The following is a 16,780-nucleotide window of genomic DNA, read 5'->3' as shown; positions in this document are numbered from 1 at the left end:
CTGGTCACGCTGCGCGCGCATCATCACTTCTGTTGTCTATAAGCGCGAGGTCAAAAGCGCGGACAGCGGCCGGAAGGGCTGCAGCCAAGCGCCCTGCTCGGGCAGCGAATCAAGGCCGATTCGCGGTAGCGGCTCCCGGAAGACACCTGCGATGTCCTCCAGGTCGACAAACTCCAAGGTATCCGACGCTAACGCCCAACTGGCATGTTCGCGAAATCCGAGGACTTGCACCGGCACGCCGTCGTGAGCTATCTCCTCCAGCGGTACGCGAAACGCCTGACCGTCGGCCGAGGCCACCGCCAGCCCGGCCAGTCCTTCGCTCCGGCGGAGCGCGATATGGCTGAGCATGTCGCTGTCGACATCACTGTCGTCGTCGATCTTCGGTTTGGCGAAAACCGCGAAACCCACGTTACGCAGTGCCTCCACCCATGGCCGGACGACATCGGCGCTACCAGGGGCAATGTTGGTGAAGACGGTGGCTTCGGGCACCAGCGCGATCGCCTGGTCGGCGTCCTCGACGGTCGTGGCCGAGGTGGCGGAGATGTCGGCGGTGCGCTGCAGCAGCCACCGGCCCAGGGCGTCGAACCGCGGCCGGTGCGCGGCGGTCGGCCGGCCACCGAGGATCGAACCCAGTCCCATGTCCAGGTTGGGTGCGTCCCAGACCAGTAGCACCTTGCGGATCGGCGGCGCGACGGTCTCCTCGGCGGCCACGCTGACCTCGGGCACTTCGGGAATGTCGGTGACCACGCTCATCACTGGTGTCCTTCGCTCATTCCGACGCCTTCAGGGTGCGTACCCAAATCAGCTCGGCGATATCGCGGCCCGCCTCAAGACCTTTGCCCTCGTATTTGGTCTCGGGCCGGCGGACCGAGATCGGCAACGATTCGGAGCCGTCGGCCCGGCGCAGCAGGGGCTGCGCATCCCCGACTTCGGCGATCTGCTCGGCATATTCGGCGTGGTCGGTGGCGGCGTGCAGAATGCCGCCCGGCACCAGCCGGTCGGCGATGAGCGCCACCGTCTCGGGCTGCAGCAGCCGGCGCTTGTGGTGGCGGGCCTTCGGCCACGGGTCGGGGAAGAACACCCGCACGCCGGTCAGCGACGCGGTGGGGAAGATGTGCTCGAGCACGTCCAGGCCGTCGCCGCGGATCAGCCTGATGTTCGGGACGTCATTGCGGGTGATCGCGCTCAGCAGCTGTGCCAGCCCGCGCCGGTAGACCTCCACGGCGACCACATCCAGGTGCGGCTCGTCGATCGCCATGGCCAGCGTGGAGATGCCGGTGCCGCAGCCGATCTCCAACACCACCGGTGCCTGCCTGCCGAACCACGCGCCGATGTCCCGGGTGAGCGGACGCCCGGCACCGTCGCGGGCTTCGGCGCCGAGTTCGGGCCAGCGCCGCTCCCACAGGTCCTGCTGGCTGCCGGTGAGGGTGGAACGCCGGGACCTGAAGCTGCTGACCCGCCGATGATGATGGGTGTTCTCCGGGCCGTTCTCGGGGGCGTCCGGCGAGCCGTTCGCCGCGCTCGCGCCCTGGGTGGCCGAATCCGCCGGCGGCGGACTACCGGCTTCCTGGCGCTGGGCATGCATCGGTACATCGTCGCTCATCGCGGCCCATCTACCTGCATCGTGGTGCAGATTGATACCCAACAGTTGCCTGGCGCACCGTGTGCGGAAAAACACCGTTCACGAGTACGTCGTCGCGGTGTCACCATTTGAAGTGGGCATTGGTGGCAGTGCGACGCGTGAGGTAAGGAGTCCGTCATTCTCGCCGAGGAATTGGCGGCGTTCGCCGCGCAGACCGGCGACACCCGGCTGGCCCCGGTGCTGCGCCGGCTGAACCGCCCGATCGGCGTGCGGATCGCCGGACGGCCCGGCACCGGACGCGCGACGGTGACGGCCGCGCTTCGCGCCGCCGGTGCGACGGTGACCGCCGGCCCGGCGGAGGTGACCGTGCTGGTGGTGGCCGAGACGATCAAGCCCGAGGACGTGGCCGACGGCGCAGACGCGGCGCTGATCGTGCTCAACAAGCGGGATCTGCTCGGACCGGCGGCGCCGCGGCAGCGTGCCGAGATCGCGCGGCGCACCGGTCGGCCGACGGTGTCGATGAACGCCCTGCTGGCCACCGCGGTGCTGGACGACGCGCTGGTCGGTGCCCTGCAGGCGATGGCCGCCCACCCGCCGGATCTGTCCTCGACCGACGCGGTGGCCGCGGGCCCGCACGTCGTCGATGCCTCGACCCGGGCCCGCCTGCTGGCCACCCTGGACCGGTTCGGGATCGGCCGGGTCGCCGCCGCGCTGCGTACCGGTGTCGATCCGGGCGCGCTGCCCGCACTGCTTCGCGAGCTCAGCGGTGTGGACGAGGTGCTCGCCGGCCTGGCCGCGGCGACGGCACCGGTCCGGTACCGACGCGTCGAGACCGCACTGACCGAGGTGCGCGCGCTGGCGGCGCAATCCGGCACCGACGCCCTGTGGGACTTGCTGGCCTGCGATGCGGTGGTGCTGGCGGTGATGTCGGCGGCTGCCGACGTGCTGCGCGCCGACGGACTGCCCGCCGGCAGTGTCGATGCGGTGCGGTGGAGCCGGTACGGCCGGGGGCCGCTGAACAACCTGCATCGCAGTTGCGCGCGGGCGCTGGTCCGGGGATCGCTGCGGCTGGCGGCGCGGACATGAATTCCGGGATGGCTTCGGAGGCGACGGGCGTACCGGACGGCGCCGCACCGGCGGTGATGCATCGCGACGTCGTGCTGGTCGCAGGCCCCTGGCTGGCCGGGGTGTCTGCGGTCGCCGCGGCGCTGCGGCGCGCGATGCCCGGTCGCACCTTCGCCGAACCCGCCGACCTGGCCCCCGGTCAGGCCCCCGCCGCGGTGGTGTTCGTCGTCTCCGCGGTGGCGCCGCTGACCGAGTCCGACGCCACCCTGCTGGACGGGGTCGCACGCAACACCGACCTGCTGATCGGTGTCGTGTCCAAGACCGATGTCCATCGGGACTGGCGCGACGTGCTCGACACCGACCGGGAAGTCCTGGCCGCCCGGTCGCCGCGCTATGCGCGGATGCCGTGGGTGGGCGTGGCGGCGGCGCCGGAGCAGGGTGCGCCAGCACTCGACGATCTGGTCGGCGTGTTGTCCGAGCGGCTGGCCGACGATGTACTCGATCGGCGAAATCGACTGCGCGCGTGGGAAACCCATCTGAGGGAGCGGATCGGCCGACTCGACGTCGCGGCACGGCCGGACGGCAAGACCGTCGCGCTCCGCGCCGAACGCGACGAGCTGCTGCGGTCCCGGCGGCTGGCCCGCTCCGAACAGAACATCGCCTTGCGCAGCCGGTTGCAGCAGGCGCGGGTGCAGTTGGCCTACTTCGCCCGCAATCGGTGCGCGTCGGTGCGCACCGAACTCTCCGAGGACGTCGCGGAATGGAACGGCAGGCGGGCCGACCGGTTGGTGGCCTATGTGCACCGGAGGTCTGCCGACGTCATGCAGGAGGTCGACGGGGGCATCACCGATCACCTGGCCGACGTCGCCGCCGAACTGGGGTTGTCGGTTGCCGACGTGCCGCCGCCCGATCCGGTGCCCGATCCCGGCGTGCCCGGACTGCGGTCCCGGCGTCTGGAGAACCGGCTGATGATGCTGCTGGGTGCCGGCTTCGGCCTGGGCGCCGCATTCGCGGTGAGCCGGCTGTTCGCCGGGCTGGCTCCCGGCCTGGCGGCACTCGGCGTGGTGATCGGCGCCGCGGCGGGACTGCTGCTGACGCTGTGGGTGTTCGGCATCCGTAGCGTCCTGCATGACCGTGCGGTGGTGGATCGCTGGGTCAGCGCAGTCACCGCCGGCCTGCGCGAAGCCGCCGAGCAACGTGTCGCGAGCCGGGTGCTGGTGGCCGAGGTGCAGTTCACCGGTGAGGCCGCGGCCCGGGACGAGCGGGAATCGGCGATGCTGGCCCGGCGAATCGGGGAGATCGACGCCGAACTGCGCGATTGTGCGGGCGTCGCGGCCCGGTCGGTGGCCGAAGGCCAGCGGGAACTGCCTCGGCTGCGGGCCGCGCTGGCAGCGGTTTGTGCCGATCTGAAATGTGGGTAATAGAAGACGTGCGCTTACTGGAGCATCTGAATCGTTCCTGTGAGTGATCGGACATTGTCCCGATTCACCACACGTATGTCACGCGAGTTAACCTCTCCATAGGGACGATCGTGACCTACCAGTTATCGCCGATATTACTGGCGCGTAACCTACGCAGGAGATATTAGATGACCTCAGCGACCATTCCCGGTCTGGACACTGCACCGACCAAACATCAGGGGCTGTTGGCCTGGGTTCAGGAGGTCGCGGAGCTGACTCAGCCCGACCGGGTGGTGTTCGCCGACGGCTCCGAGGAAGAGTACGAGCGTCTGGCTGCGCAGCTGGTCGAGGCCGGTACCTTCCAGAAGCTCAACCAGGAGAAGCAGCCGAACTCGTACCTGGCGCTGTCGGACCCGTCCGATGTCGCCCGCGTCGAATCCCGCACCTTCATCTGTTCCGAGCGTGAGGTCGACGCCGGTCCCACCAACAACTGGATGGATCCGGCCGAGATGCGGCCGTTGATGACCGATCTGTACCGGGGCTCGATGCGTGGTCGCACCATGTGGGTGGTGCCGTTCTGCATGGGTCCGCTGGACGCCGAAGATCCCAAGCTGGGCGTGGAGATCACCGACTCGGAGTACGTCGTCGTCTCGATGCGCACCATGACGCGGATGGGCCGGGCGGCGCTGGACAAGATCGGCGACGACGGCTTCTTCGTCAAGGCGCTGCACTCGCTCGGCGCCCCGCTGGAGGACGGCCAGCAGGATGTTCCGTGGCCGTGCAACGACACCAAATACATCACCCACTTCCCCGAGACCCGCGAGATCTGGAGCTACGGGTCCGGGTACGGCGGCAATGCGCTGCTGGGCAAGAAGTGCTATTCGCTGCGCATCGCCTCGGCGATGGCCCACGACGAGGGCTGGCTCGCCGAGCACATGCTGATCGTCAAGCTGATCTCACCGGAGAACAAGTCCTACTTCGTGGCCGCGGCGTTCCCGTCGGCCTGCGGTAAGACCAACCTGGCGATGCTGCAGCCCACCATCCCGGGCTGGCGTGCCGAGACCGTCGGCGACGATATCGCCTGGATGCGGTTCGGCAAGGACGGTCAGCTCTACGCGGTGAACCCCGAGTTCGGCTTCTTCGGCGTTGCGCCGGGCACCAACTGGGACTCCAACCCCAACGCCATGAAGACCATCGCTGCCGGCAACACCGTCTTCACCAATGTCGCCAAGACCGATGACGGCGACGTGTGGTGGGAGGGCCTGGAGGGCGAGCCCGATCACCTGATCGACTGGAAGGGTCAGGACTGGGTCCTGCGCGAGACGGAAACCAAAGCCGCGCACCCGAATTCGCGTTACTGCACGCCGATCTCGCAGTGCCCGACGCTGGCGCCGGAATGGGACGACCCGCAGGGTGTGCCGATCTCGGCGATCCTGTTCGGCGGCCGCCGCAAGACCACGGTGCCGTTGATCACCGAGGCCCGCGACTGGCAGCATGGCGTCTTCATCGGTGCCACGCTGGGTTCCGAGCAGACCGCCGCCGCCGAGGGCAAGGTCGGCACCGTGCGCCGCGACCCGATGGCGATGCTGCCCTTCCTGGGTTACAACGTCGGCGACTACTTCCAGCACTGGATCAACATCGGCAAGAACGCCGATGAGTCCAAGCTGCCGAAGGTGTTCTTCGTGAACTGGTTCCGCCGCGGCGCCGACGGCCGCTTCCTGTGGCCCGGATTCGGCGAGAACAGCCGCGTGCTGAAGTGGGCCATCGAGCGCATCGAGCACCAGGCCGACGGTAAGAGCACCCCGATCGGCATCGTCCCCACCGCGGCCGACCTCGACCTGTCCGGACTCGACGTGGATCCGGCTGACGTCGACGAGGCGCTGGCCGTGAATGCCGACGAGTGGCGGGCCGAACTGCCGCTGATCGAGGAGTGGTTCGAGTTCGTCGGCGAGAAGCTGCCGACCGGTATCAAGGACGAGTTCGACGCGCTCAAGACGCGACTGGCCGAATCGGACTGACGTACCCCAGTAGACGACACCGCCCCCGGCTCCAGAGCCGGGGGCGGTGTCGTATCGGTGGCGGCCTCAGACCGCACCGGTGACGTCACGCAACGTGGCGGCCAGGCCGGCTCGGTGCAGGGGCCGCAGCGCATACCAATAGAGCTGTCCGGCAAGGCCTTTCGGGGTGTAGACCGCTCGCTGGTGCACCCGGGTGCGATTCTCGCCGACGGGCTCCAGGCGCCACTCCAACCAGACTCCGCCCGGCGCGCGGGTCTGCGCGCGTAGTCGCAGGAACTGCGGTGCGGCCTTCTTCTCCACCCGCCACCGACCGTCGCCCGGTCCGAGGGGAAATGCGCGTGCGGCCTTGTCGATACGCTTTTCGACGGTGTTCCAGACTTCGTCGACGGGCACGGCGCACTCGGCGCTGCGCATATCGGTGTACAGCGCCCGCCCGGCCCAGCCGGGGTCCGATGGCAGCAGGTCCGACGGCGCCCCGGCCCAGGTGTTCTCGGGCTCGGCCGGGTCGGGTTGGCGCAGCGCCAGTTCCACCGCGTGCCGGTAACCGGTCGTGCCGCCGGGCGGCGCAGCGATGACCGCATCGATGTCATGTTCGCCCGCCACGGCATCGGTGCTCAGCGATTCGATGAGCGCGCGTCCGATGCCGAGCGGGACCGGTGTCACCAGACCGATCCACAGCCCCGCGAGTTTGGGTGTGAGCACCGGCAATACCAGGATGCGGCGGCGGCGCAGGCCGGCGACTTCGGCATAGATCTGCATCATCTCGCCGTAGCGCAACACATCGGGTCCGCCGATGTCATAGGTGCGGCTGTGCACGTCGGCGGTCGCGGCGCAGATCAGGTAGTGCAGCACATCGCGGACCGCGATCGGCTGGATGTGGTTGTTGACCCAGCGCGGCGTCGTCATCACCGGTAGCCGGTCGGACAGGTGCCTGATCATCTCGAAGGACGCCGACCCGGAACCGATCACCACCCCGGCCTGCAACACCACCGTGGGGACACCGGAGTCCAGCAGGATCTCCCCGACCTGGGTGCGCGACCGCAGGTGGGTGGACAGCTGCTCGGAATCGGCGTGCAGGCCACCGAGATACACGATGCGCCCCACCCCGGCGCGGGCCGCCGCGGCGGCGATATTGCGTGCGCTGCGCGCCTCTTTGTCGATGAATTCCCCGTGGCTGTCCATCGAGTGCACCAGGTAGTAGACGACGTCGACGTCGCGCATCGGCGCATCCAGGGTGTCGCGGTCGGTCAGGTCGCCCCGGAACACCTCGACATCGGCCGCCCATGGCACCGTGCTGATCTTGGCCGGATCGCGGACCAGCACCCGCACCCGGTGGCCGGCATCGACCAGGCGCGGCGCGAGCCGGCCGCCGATGTATCCGGTGGCCCCGGTGACGAGCACCCGAAGCGAGCCGTTGTCCGTCACGAGCCCTCCTGTCGGCCACCGACCGTGTCGTGCCCGTGGTGGTGCCTGAGTTCCACCGAACCTCCCAGATCAAACCGTTGCCCTGGTGATTCGGAGTCACCGGCCGGCCGGATGTCGCCGCGGCGCGACCACTGTGCGCGACGACGCGAATGTGGCAGGGACCACCACTTGACAGGTGTCAAACCCGGGGTCGTAGAGTCAGCCCATGCAGATCCGTGAAACCGCCCTCGCGACTCCTGACAAGCCGGCCGTCATCCTGTACCCGGCCGGCACCGTGGTCACATTCGGCGAGATGGAAGCGCGGGCCAACCAGCTTGCGCACTACTTCCGCCGGCACGGTCTGGTCGAGGGCGACGCGGTGGCGATCCTCATGGAGAACACCGAGCACATGCACACGATCATGTGGGCGGCACGCCGGTGCGGCCTCTACTACGTGCCGATCAGCACCCAACTGACCGCCGCCGAGGCGGCTTACATCGTCGACAACAGCGGTGCCAAGGCCATCGTCGGGTCCGCAGCGCTGCGCGGGGTGTGTGCCGGCCTGGCCGATCATCTGCCCGGTGGCCTGCCCGCGGTGCTGCTCAGTACCGCCGATGACCTGGATGGTTGGGCGCACTACCCCGACGTCGTCGCCGATCAGCCCGTGACGCCGATCGACGACGAGATCGAGGGCGACCTGTTGCAGTACTCCTCGGGCACCACCGGCCGCCCGAAAGGCATCAAGCGCGCGCTGCCGCATCTGCCGCCGTCGGAGGTGCCGGGGATGATGGCGATGCTCGTCGAATACTGGATGGGTCCGGACGCCGTCTACCTCAGCCCGGCGCCGCTGTATCACACCGCACCGTCGGTGTGGTCGCTGAACGCGCTGGCCTTCGGCCTGACGGTGGTGGTCATGGAGAAGTTCGACGCCCAGGGGGCGCTCGAGGCGATCGCCAAGCACAACGTCACGCACGGCCAGTTCGTGCCGGTGATGTTCACCCGGATGCTCAAGCTGCCCGCGTCCGTGCGGGAGTCCTACGACGTCTCCTCGCTCAAGCGCGTCATGCATGCCGCCGCGCCGTGTCCGGTGGAGATCAAGAAGCAGATGATCGACTGGTGGGGCCCGATCGTCGACGAGTACTACGCCTCGTCGGAAGCGATCGGCTCCACGCTGATCAGCGCCGAGGACTGGCTCACCCATCCCGGCTCGGTCGGCAAACCGATGCTCGGTGTCATCCACATCCTCGACGAGGACGGCAACGAGCTGCCGGCCGGGCAGGCCGGCGAGATCTACTTCGAGGGCGGCAACGACTTCGAATACCTCAACGATCCGGACAAGACGGCGTCCTCGCGCGACACCCACGGCTGGCTCACCGTCGGCGATATCGGCTACCTCGATGAGGACGGCTACCTCTACCTGACCGACCGGCGGCACCACATGATCATCTCGGGCGGGGTGAACATCTACCCGCAGGAAGCCGAGAACGTGCTCGTCACGCACCCGTTGGTGATGGATGCCGCGGTGTTCGGCATCCCCGACACCGAGATGGGCCAGAGTGTGAAGGGCGTGGTGCAGACCGTCGACCCCGAGGATGCCACCGAAGAGTTCGGACACGAGCTCCTCGAATGGCTGCGGGAGAAGCTGGCGCACTACAAGTGCCCGCGGTCGATCTCGTTCGAGGCGCAACTGCCGCGTACCGACACCGGCAAGCTCTACAAGCAGGAACTGATAAACAAATACTCGTGACCGAACTGGTACTGCCCGCAGGCATTCTCGTCGGTACCGGTGCGCCCGCGGATCATCTGGCCTTCACCCTCACCGAGCGTGCCTCCGATGACCCGCGGGTGGTCACCGTCGATTCGGTCGAGCGGGCGGTGGCCGAACTGACCGAACGCTGTGCGCGCTGGCCGCACGCGGCCGCGGTGTGCGACGACGTGCTGCGTGCCCTGGACCCCGCGGCCCCGGTCTTCGGTGGGGTGATCACCGAGTCGCTGGCGTATTCGACGCTGCAGGCGGGGCCGGAGTTCGCCCGTTGGCTCGCCGAACGCGGGCCGGCGACCCCGCCCGAGATCCCCGACCCGGTGCAGGTCGACCGCGACGGTGACACCCTGTTCGTCCGCTTCAACCGTCCGCAACGGCACAACGCGTTCACCACCGATGCGCGCGCCGGGCTGCTGGAGGCGCTCGAGGTGGCCCGGCTCGACGACGGGATCACCGAGGTGGTGCTTTCGGGCAATGGCCGATCCTTCTGCAGCGGTGGCGATCTCGCCGAGTTCGGCACGTTCGCCGATCCGGCCGGTGCGCATCTGGCCCGCACCCGGCACAGTCCCGCCCTGGCGCTCGCCGAGCTCACCGGACGGCTGGGGACGCGATGTCGTGCCGTCGTGCACGGTCAGGTACTGGGCAGCGGACTTGAGATGGCCGCCTACTGCGGGTGGGTGCGCTGCCACCGCGATGCCGTACTTGGACTGCCCGAACTCGCTTTGGGGCTGATCCCCGGTGCGGGCGGCACCGTCAGCATCACCCGGCGGATCGGCCGGTGGCGCACCGCCTACCTGGTGTTGTCCGGCCGTGTCATCGATGCCGGTACCGCGCGGGCGTGGGGGCTGGTCGACGAGGTCGACTAAACGACGTATAGGTGCGCAGTTGCGCACCTATGCGCCATACTGGGGGCATGGTCCTGCGGCATGGCGTCTTTGTGCGGCTCTACGCCGCCCAGGTGACCGCTCTCGCCGGGACCGGATTGCTGACCGTGGCGCTCGGACTGCTCGCCTTCGACCTGGCCGGTGGGGCCGCCGGTACCGTGCTGGGTACGGCGCTGGCCATCAAGATGATCGCGTATGTCGTTGCGGCGCCGGTGATGTCGGGGCTGACCGCCCGGCTGCCGCGAAAGGCGGTGCTGGTCGGCGCGGACATGGTGCGCGCGCTGGTGGCACTGCTGCTGCCGTGGGTGCACCAGGTGTGGCAGGTCTATCTGCTGGTGTTCGTGCTGCAGGCGGCGTCGGCGACGTTCACCCCGGCATTCCAGTCCGTCATCGCCGATGTGTTGACCGACGAGCGCGATTACACCCGCGCGCTGGCGCTGTCCCGGTTGGCCTATGACCTGGAGTCGCTGCTCAGCCCGCTGCTGGCCGCGGCATTGCTGACGGTGGTCGCCTATCACGGGCTCTTCGTGGGTACCGGCGCCGGTTTCCTGGTGTCGTTGACCTTGGTGTTCGGCACCGCGATCCCGCGGCAACCGACCGTCACCGCGGCCGCCCCGCTGCTCGGGCGCATCCTGGCCGGAACACGAATCATGTGGCGCACCAACGAATTACGGAGCTTGCTGGCGATGAACATGGCGGTGGCCGCGGCCACCGGGCTGGTGGTGGTGAACTCCGTGGTGTACGCCCGGGAGTTGCTCGGCGGCGGTAACGCGGATGTGGCGCTGCTGCTGGCCTGCTACGGGGCGGGCTCGATGGGACTGGCCCTGCTGATCCCGCGGCTGCTGGGCGCGCTGCCCGAGCGCACGGTGATGCTCACCGGCGCGGGGCTGGCCGCCGCCGGTCTGACGCTGACCGCCGGTGCGCTGATCAGCGGCCTGGCGGGTTGGACCGTGCTGGCCGTGTTGTGGACCGCGCTCGGCGCGGCCACGTCGATGGTCAACACCCCGGCAGGACGGGTGCTGCGGCGCAACGCCGGTGCCGATCGCACCGCGGTCTTCACCGCACAGTTCTCGCTGTCCCATGCGGGGTTCCTGATCACCTATCCGGTGGCGGGCTGGGTGGGCGCGACCGTCGATCAAGGTGCCGCCGCCGCGATTCTCGCTATCCTCGCTACATTCGCGGCGATCGCCGCCGTGCGGATCGTGCGGAAAGGCGGGACGGCCGATGGGCAGGGACCCAGTCTCGAAAGCGCCCAGCAGGTCGCCCAGTCTCGTTCATGAGGTTGCGCCCGACCGGGAACGGCTCGATGTCGCCAGCGAGACCTTCCGGATGCTGGCCGACCGCACCAGACTGCATCTGTTGTGGCTGTTGGCCGCCGGCGAGGCCGATGTCAGCGCGCTGGCGGAGGGGACCGGCGCGTCACGCACCTCGATCAGCCAGCACCTGGCCAAACTGCGGTTCGCCAGGCTGGTCGAGACGCGCAAGGACGGTCGCCGGGTGTTCTACCGGCTGCGGGACGGGCATCTGAGCCGCCTCGTGCAGGAAGGGCTCAACCACGCCGACCACCGGGTCACCGGGGAGCCCGCGCACCACTGACCTTCGTCACCCCGGCCGACCCCTAGAGTGCGAGTCGTGACTGCACACCTGCCGGGCGGCCCGTATTTCGACGACCTGCACGTGGGCCAGCTCTTCGACACCGCGCCCTCGATGACGCTGTCCGGTGGCGCGGCCGCAACACACCAGGCCATCCTGGGCGACCGGCTGCGGCTGGCCTTGGACGACGGCCTTGCCCTGGCGGTCACCGGGGAAACCGGGCCGCTGGCCCACCCCGCGCTGGTGTGCGATATCGCGATCGGTCAGTCCACCCTGGTCACCCAGCGGGTCAAAGCGAATCTGTTCTACCGCGGCTTGACCTTCCACCGCTTCCCGATGATCGGGGACACCCTGACCACCCACACCGAAGTGGTCGGCCTGCGGCAGAACACCGCCAAACCCGGGCGAGCCCCGACCGGCCTGGCCGCGCTGCGGATGACGACCGTCGACCAGACCGGCCGGTGCGTACTCGACTTCTACCGGTGCGCCATGCTGCCGTTGTCCCGCGAGGCGACCGAGACCGGACACGCCGACGACATGGCCGCCATCGGCGCCGGACAACCGGTCCCGCCGGATCCGACATCGGGCTGGGACCTGCGGGCCTTTCCCGGCACCGCATTCGACCCGGCGCTGGCGGGCACCGTCTTGACCAGCACCGCCGATGTGGTCTCCAGCGCTCCCGAGCTGGCCCGGCTGTCGCTGAACATCGCTGCCACCCACCATGATCGGCGCGTCGGAGGCCGGCGGCTGGTGTACGGCGGGCACACCATCGGCCTGGCCCTGGCACAGACCAGCCGCCTGCTGCCGGACCTGATCACCGTGCTGGGCTGGGAATCGTGTGACCACACCGGACCGGTGCACGAGGACGACACGCTGTACAGCGAGCTGCACATCGAGTCCGCCGAACCCGGCGCCGCGGGCACCCGGCTACGGCTGCGGTCGGTGGTGTTCGCGGTCGGCGAGCCGGATCGCGCGGTGCTGGACTGGCGTTTCACCGTCCTGCACGCGTGATCCGGCGCGCCGGGGCGCGGCCGCGGGGCAAGATGGCGGGATGACTCCTGTGGGCGCGCCGGCGCAGATCTGCGCACGTGCTCAGCAGCTCGCGGACCGGTTCGCGATGCGCACCGGCGTCGGCGTCGACGCCACCGAAGTGCTCACCGGCCGAGCGGCCCAGCGGGGCTGGGCGGCCGGCGGCCGAATCTCCGCCGGTGCCGCCACCCGGTTGCTGGGCGGCGCCGACGGTTGGTGCGGCCTCACCCTGGCCCGTGCGGACGATGTCGACGCGGTACCCGCACTGATCGGCGCCCAACTGGTCACCGAACCGTGGCAGGCGCTGCAGGCCTGGATCGATCGGCACGGTGTCGCCGAGGCCGTGGCGCGGGCCCGGCTGCTCGGTCTCCCGGCCGCGCTGCTCGGCGAGACCACCGCCGCGGCGCCCCGGATGCACCGGGTGGGGGAGCTTGGGATGCGGCCCTACGCCGATCTGCTGGTGGCCGACCTGTCGGCGATGTGGGCCGGCCCGCTGTGCGGGCAGCTCCTGGCGCGCGCCGGTGCCACCGTGGTCAAGGTGGAGAGCCCGCGTCGCCCGGACGGCACCCGGGCCGGGCCGGCCACATTCTACGACTGGATGAACGGCGGGAAGCTTTCCTATGCAGTGGATTTCGATGACACCGAAGCGTTGCTCGGGCTGCTGTCGGTGGCCGATGTGGTGATCGAGGCGTCCCGGCCGGCCGTACTGCGCCGGCGGGGTATCGGACCGGACACCGTCGCGGCGAGGGACGGCCGGGTGTGGCTGCGGATCACCGGGCACGGCAGTGACGGGGCGGCTGCGGACTGGGTGGCCTTCGGTGACGACGCGGCGGTTTCCGGCGCGCTGGTCGGATATGACGGCGGGGGGCCCGTTTTCATCGGTGACGCGATCGCCGATCCGCTGACGGGTTTGCAGGCCGCGGACGCGGTGACCGACTCACTGAGCCGGGGCGGGGGTGAACTCATCGACGTGTCGATGGCGGCGACGGCGGCGGCCTACGCCGGACTCGGGGGTGAGAGTCGTTGCGCTGCAGCACCACAACCCGATCTCCGCGCCGCGGAACTGGGCGCCGACAATGTCCGGGTACAGGCGATGGTGGAGGAAAGGCGGTCCGTGTCATGCTGATTCGGCGTGCAACCCTGCTGGACGGCAGTGTCGTCGACATCCGGGTCGATTCCCGGATCGATGAAGTGGCACCGGTGCTGGAACCCGCCGAAGGAGAACGAGTGCTCGACGCCGGGCTGGGACTGGTGATCCCCGGTCTGCACGACCACCACGTGCACGTGCATTCGGCTGCCGCCGCTGCGGATTCGGTGCGGGTGGGGGTCGGCGAGGTGCACGACCGCGACGATCTGGCCCGGGTGCTGACGGCGACCGAGGTGGGGGAGGACGGCTGGATCCGGGCGGTCGGCTATCACGAAGCGGTGGCCGGCTCGCTGGACCGGCACGTCCTGGACACCTTGTCGCCGCCGGTGCCCGTCCGCATCCAGCACCGGAGCGGAATTCTGTGGACGCTGAACTCCGCCGGTCTGGCCGCCGTCGGGCTGGACCACCATCCCGACGGCCGACTACGCAGTGCCGACCGGTCCTGGTCGGACTCGCTGAAACGGCGCGAGACCTCCGTCGACGATCTCAGTCGCCGGCTCAGTCGGTACGGCGTCACGGGGATCACCGATGCCACACCGGATCTCGACGTCACCGACATGGTGTTGCTGGCCGAGGTGCACCGCCGCGGCGGGCTGCGCCAGCGCATCTACCATCTGGCGCCCGGTAAGCGCATACTGCACGACGAGGACCTCGACCTGGGCGAGCTGACCGGCTGGATCGGGCGTCGGCACGACCAGGACGCGCCGGTGGCGCTGCACTGTGTGACGGCCGCCCAGCTGATCGTCAGCCTGGCCGCACTGGCCGACGCCGGTGTCCACCCGGGCGATCGGATCGAGCACGCGGCCGTGGTACCCGACGATCAACTCGAGGTGCTCGCCGCCCTCGGCGTCACCGTGGTGACCCAACCCAACTTCGTCGCCGAGCGCGGCGATCAATACCTCGCCGACATCCCGGCCGCCGAGCACCACCAGCTGTGGCGCCTGGCGTCGCTGCTGGAAGCCGGTGTGCCGGTGGCACTTTCCACCGATATGCCGTTCGGCGATGGTGATCCGTGGGCGGTGCTGCGTGCCGCGGTGCACCGCAGTACCGCCTCCGGTGCCGTGCTCGGCGCGCGGGAGCGGGTGAGTGCACGCACCGCGCTGGCGCTGTTCCTCGGCGGAGCGGACGAACCTACCCGGCCGCGCACGGTGGCTCCCGGTCAGCCCGGGGATCTGTGCGTGCTGACCGCTCCGCCCGAGGATGTGCTGCGTGATCTGGATGCAAAGCTGGTGGCGGCCACCATCATCGACGGACAGGTGGTCTACGGGAGGTGATTCTCAGCCGGTCTGGCGCTGCAGCGTGATGGAGGCGGGTTCGCCGTCGGCGCCGGCCAGCCCGCGGCCCTGGGCGGTCACCGCCAGCGCGGTGCGGTCGCCGCGGAACAGGTCGCGGGAGTACTCATACGGGGTGCCGTTCTGGTCGTGCGTCACGCGGGTGATGAGCAGCAGCGCAGCCTTGGGTTTGATGCCGAGCAGGGTGGCCTCGTCGCCGGTCGCGCTGACCGCTTCGATGCGTTCCACGGCGCGCCCGGCCGTCAGGCCGTACTGCGACTCCAGGATTTCGTAGAGTGAGCCGCGCAGCGGCTGCTCGAGCAGTCCGGGGACGGTGTCGGCCGGAAACTGGGCGTGCTCCAGCGAGATCGGAGAACCGTCGGCCAGTCGCACCCGCTGTATCTCGATGACGTAATCGGTCGGTCCCAGCTTGAGGGCGTGCTGTGTCGCGTGATCGGGCACGCCGATCTTCGTCGACAACACCCTGGTGCCCGCGACATAACCCTGGTGGGCGAGGAAGGCGGGGACCCCGACCACATCGGCGAGATTGCGCTCGACCTGGCCGTGGCTGATGAAGATGCCGCCGGCCCGGCCGATCACCCGGTGCACCAGGCCCGCCTCCTCCAGGGCGGCGAGCACCTGGCGCAGGCTGGACCGGCTGGTGCCGTACAGCTCGGCGAGGTCGCGTTCGCTGCCGAGTTTGGAGCCGGGTGTGCCGGCGTTGACGTCGGCGACGATGCGGCGCCGCAACTCTTCGCTGTGAGTTGCCACTGCGCCCCCTCGGTCAACAATCAGATCCCCGTAGACCTTATTGGTATACCCAATTCTAGCCGGAGGTATCTCAGAGTTCGGCGATCGCGAGGTGGGATTCGGGCAGAATCTGGCCGCCGTCCACCACCAGCGACTGCCCGGTGATGTAGGCCGCCTCGTCGGTCGCGAAGAACAGTGCCGCGTTGCCGATGTCGGCCGCCGAGCCGAGCCGGCCCGCGGGCACCGCAGACGCCATTTGGTCGAGGTATTCCTGGCCCATTTCGCCGAGACCGTCGGTGACGATGTTGCCGGGCAGCACCGCGTTGACGGTGATCTTCTTGGGGGCGAGCTCCATTGCAGCCGTGCGCAGGAAGCCCAGCTGGGCGGCCTTGCTGGCGCCGTAATGCGACCAGCCCGGGTAGCCGGTGATGGGTCCGGTGATCGAGGAGGTGATCACCACCCGCCCGTGTCCGCTGGCGGTCAGCGCGGCCAGGGCCGCCTGCACGATGTACACGGTGCCCTTGAAGTTCACCGCCAGTACCGCATCGATGTCCTCGGGGGTGAGGTCCTCCAGCCGGCCGGACGGGAAGATCCCGGCGTTGGCGCAGACGATGTCCACCCCGCCGTACCGCTGCACGGCCTCGGTGACCACCCGGCGGGAGTCCTCGGGAGCACAGACGTCGGCGCTGATCGCGCTGACCCGGCCCGGCGCCCCGGCCAGCGCGGCGACGGCGCGGTCCAGATCGTCCTGATTGCGGCCGGTGATCAGGACGTTGATCCCGGCGTTGGCGAGCGTTTCGGCGATTCCGCGGCCGATGCCCTTGCTGCCGCCGGTGACGATGGCGGTGCGGCCCTGTAGTGAGGTGAACATGGTG

15 protein-coding genes are annotated in these 16,780 nt (G+C 69.4%); 10 read left to right on the top strand and 5 right to left on the bottom strand.

Translation table 11 applies throughout. From position 1 onward, the window contains the following. Nucleotides 1-36: 36 nt before the first annotated feature. On the bottom strand, nucleotides 37-753 hold the full coding sequence (locus tag ACXPWS_RS30060) for an NYN domain-containing protein (protein WP_458710145.1): 717 nt from the start codon (nucleotides 751-753) through the stop codon (nucleotides 37-39). A gap of 16 nt (nucleotides 754-769) precedes the next feature. Beyond that, nucleotides 770-1,603, bottom strand: a complete 834-nt coding sequence (gene trmB / locus ACXPWS_RS30055; protein ID WP_458710144.1) for a tRNA (guanosine(46)-N7)-methyltransferase TrmB — start codon at nucleotides 1,601-1,603, stop codon at nucleotides 770-772. Nucleotides 1,604-1,774: 171 nt separating this feature from the next. Here trmB and ACXPWS_RS30050 point away from each other — a divergent pair, with 171 nt between their 5' ends. The 3 genes from ACXPWS_RS30050 (at nucleotide 1,775) to ACXPWS_RS30040 (ending at nucleotide 6,065) form a co-directional block, all read left to right on the top strand. Beyond that, entirely contained in the window at nucleotides 1,775-2,668 is an 894-nt protein-coding gene (locus ACXPWS_RS30050; RefSeq protein WP_458710143.1) for a hypothetical protein, read from the top strand. Nucleotides 2,669-2,676: 8 nt separating this feature from the next. After that, a complete protein-coding gene (locus ACXPWS_RS30045; RefSeq protein ID WP_458710142.1) occupies nucleotides 2,677-4,068 on the top strand; it encodes a hypothetical protein in 1,392 nt (463 codons plus the stop codon). Nucleotides 4,069-4,235: 167 nt separating this feature from the next. Continuing rightward, a complete protein-coding gene (locus ACXPWS_RS30040; RefSeq protein ID WP_458710141.1) occupies nucleotides 4,236-6,065 on the top strand; it encodes a phosphoenolpyruvate carboxykinase (GTP) in 1,830 nt (609 codons plus the stop codon). 66 nt (nucleotides 6,066-6,131) lie between these two features. On the opposite strand, the gene ACXPWS_RS30035 is transcribed toward ACXPWS_RS30040, so the two are convergent. After that, on the bottom strand, nucleotides 6,132-7,490 hold the full coding sequence (locus ACXPWS_RS30035; RefSeq protein ID WP_458710140.1) for a DUF2867 domain-containing protein: 1,359 nt from the start codon (nucleotides 7,488-7,490) through the stop codon (nucleotides 6,132-6,134). 205 nt (nucleotides 7,491-7,695) lie between these two features. Here ACXPWS_RS30035 and fadD4 point away from each other — a divergent pair, with 205 nt between their 5' ends. The 7 genes from fadD4 (at nucleotide 7,696) to ACXPWS_RS30000 (ending at nucleotide 15,158) form a co-directional block, all read left to right on the top strand. Further along, the gene (gene fadD4, locus ACXPWS_RS30030) at nucleotides 7,696-9,216 is read left to right on the top strand and encodes a fatty-acid--CoA ligase FadD4 (protein WP_458710139.1); all 1,521 of its coding nucleotides are present in this window, start codon (nucleotides 7,696-7,698) and stop codon (nucleotides 9,214-9,216) included. A gap of 5 nt (nucleotides 9,217-9,221) precedes the next feature. Beyond that, complete coding sequence (locus ACXPWS_RS30025) at nucleotides 9,222-10,097, top strand: enoyl-CoA hydratase/isomerase family protein (protein WP_458713750.1); 876 nt, start codon at nucleotides 9,222-9,224, stop codon at nucleotides 10,095-10,097. Nucleotides 10,098-10,144: 47 nt separating this feature from the next. Then, nucleotides 10,145-11,395 (top strand): MFS transporter, encoded by a 1,251-nt coding sequence (locus ACXPWS_RS30020; protein WP_458710138.1) that lies wholly within the window; start codon nucleotides 10,145-10,147, stop codon nucleotides 11,393-11,395. Further along, nucleotides 11,340-11,711 (top strand): ArsR/SmtB family transcription factor, encoded by a 372-nt coding sequence (locus ACXPWS_RS30015; protein ID WP_458710137.1) that lies wholly within the window; start codon nucleotides 11,340-11,342, stop codon nucleotides 11,709-11,711. Before ACXPWS_RS30020 ends, ACXPWS_RS30015 begins: the two co-directional genes overlap by 56 nt. 111 nt (nucleotides 11,712-11,822) lie before the next feature. Then, nucleotides 11,823-12,719 (top strand): hotdog family protein, encoded by an 897-nt coding sequence (locus tag ACXPWS_RS30010; protein ID WP_458713749.1) that lies wholly within the window; start codon nucleotides 11,823-11,825, stop codon nucleotides 12,717-12,719. Nucleotides 12,720-12,759: 40 nt separating this feature from the next. Continuing rightward, entirely contained in the window at nucleotides 12,760-13,863 is a 1,104-nt protein-coding gene (locus ACXPWS_RS30005) for a CoA transferase (RefSeq protein ID WP_458710136.1), read from the top strand. Beyond that, nucleotides 13,857-15,158, top strand: a complete 1,302-nt coding sequence (locus ACXPWS_RS30000) for an amidohydrolase family protein (protein ID WP_458710135.1) — start codon at nucleotides 13,857-13,859, stop codon at nucleotides 15,156-15,158. Before ACXPWS_RS30005 ends, ACXPWS_RS30000 begins: the two co-directional genes overlap by 7 nt. 3 nt (nucleotides 15,159-15,161) lie before the next feature. On the opposite strand, the gene ACXPWS_RS29995 is transcribed toward ACXPWS_RS30000, so the two are convergent. Further along, the gene (locus ACXPWS_RS29995; RefSeq protein WP_458710134.1) at nucleotides 15,162-15,926 is read right to left on the bottom strand and encodes a GntR family transcriptional regulator; all 765 of its coding nucleotides are present in this window, start codon (nucleotides 15,924-15,926) and stop codon (nucleotides 15,162-15,164) included. Nucleotides 15,927-15,996: 70 nt separating this feature from the next. Then, nucleotides 15,997-16,776 (bottom strand): 3-oxoacyl-ACP reductase FabG, encoded by a 780-nt coding sequence (gene fabG / locus ACXPWS_RS29990; protein ID WP_458710133.1) that lies wholly within the window; start codon nucleotides 16,774-16,776, stop codon nucleotides 15,997-15,999. Nucleotides 16,777-16,780: the final 4 nt, after the last annotated feature.

This window comes from Mycobacterium sp. BMJ-28 (assembly GCF_054404835.1).
Note: the sequence above shows the minus strand (reverse complement) of the source record. Positions and strands in the feature narration are given on the sequence as shown.

Bases quoted from the DNA above. Each gene is read 5' to 3' on its own strand.
- ACXPWS_RS30015 (WP_458710137.1), top strand. From the start codon at position 11,340: ATGGGCAGGGACCCAGTCTCGAAAGCGCCCAGCAGGTCGCCCAGTCTC.
- ACXPWS_RS30040 (WP_458710141.1), top strand. From the start codon at position 4,236: ATGACCTCAGCGACCATTCCCGGTCTGGACACTGCACCGACCAAACAT.
- fabG (WP_458710133.1), bottom strand. From the start codon at position 16,776: ATGTTCACCTCACTACAGGGCCGCACCGCCATCGTCACCGGCGGCAGC.
- ACXPWS_RS30005 (WP_458710136.1), top strand. From the start codon at position 12,760: ATGACTCCTGTGGGCGCGCCGGCGCAGATCTGCGCACGTGCTCAGCAG.
- ACXPWS_RS30020 (WP_458710138.1), top strand. From the start codon at position 10,145: ATGGTCCTGCGGCATGGCGTCTTTGTGCGGCTCTACGCCGCCCAGGTG.
- ACXPWS_RS30045 (WP_458710142.1), top strand. From the start codon at position 2,677: ATGGCTTCGGAGGCGACGGGCGTACCGGACGGCGCCGCACCGGCGGTG.
- fadD4 (WP_458710139.1), top strand. From the start codon at position 7,696: ATGCAGATCCGTGAAACCGCCCTCGCGACTCCTGACAAGCCGGCCGTC.
- trmB (WP_458710144.1), bottom strand. From the start codon at position 1,603: ATGAGCGACGATGTACCGATGCATGCCCAGCGCCAGGAAGCCGGTAGT.
- ACXPWS_RS30060 (WP_458710145.1), bottom strand. From the start codon at position 753: ATGAGCGTGGTCACCGACATTCCCGAAGTGCCCGAGGTCAGCGTGGCC.
- ACXPWS_RS30010 (WP_458713749.1), top strand. From the start codon at position 11,823: ATGACGCTGTCCGGTGGCGCGGCCGCAACACACCAGGCCATCCTGGGC.
- ACXPWS_RS30000 (WP_458710135.1), top strand. From the start codon at position 13,857: ATGCTGATTCGGCGTGCAACCCTGCTGGACGGCAGTGTCGTCGACATC.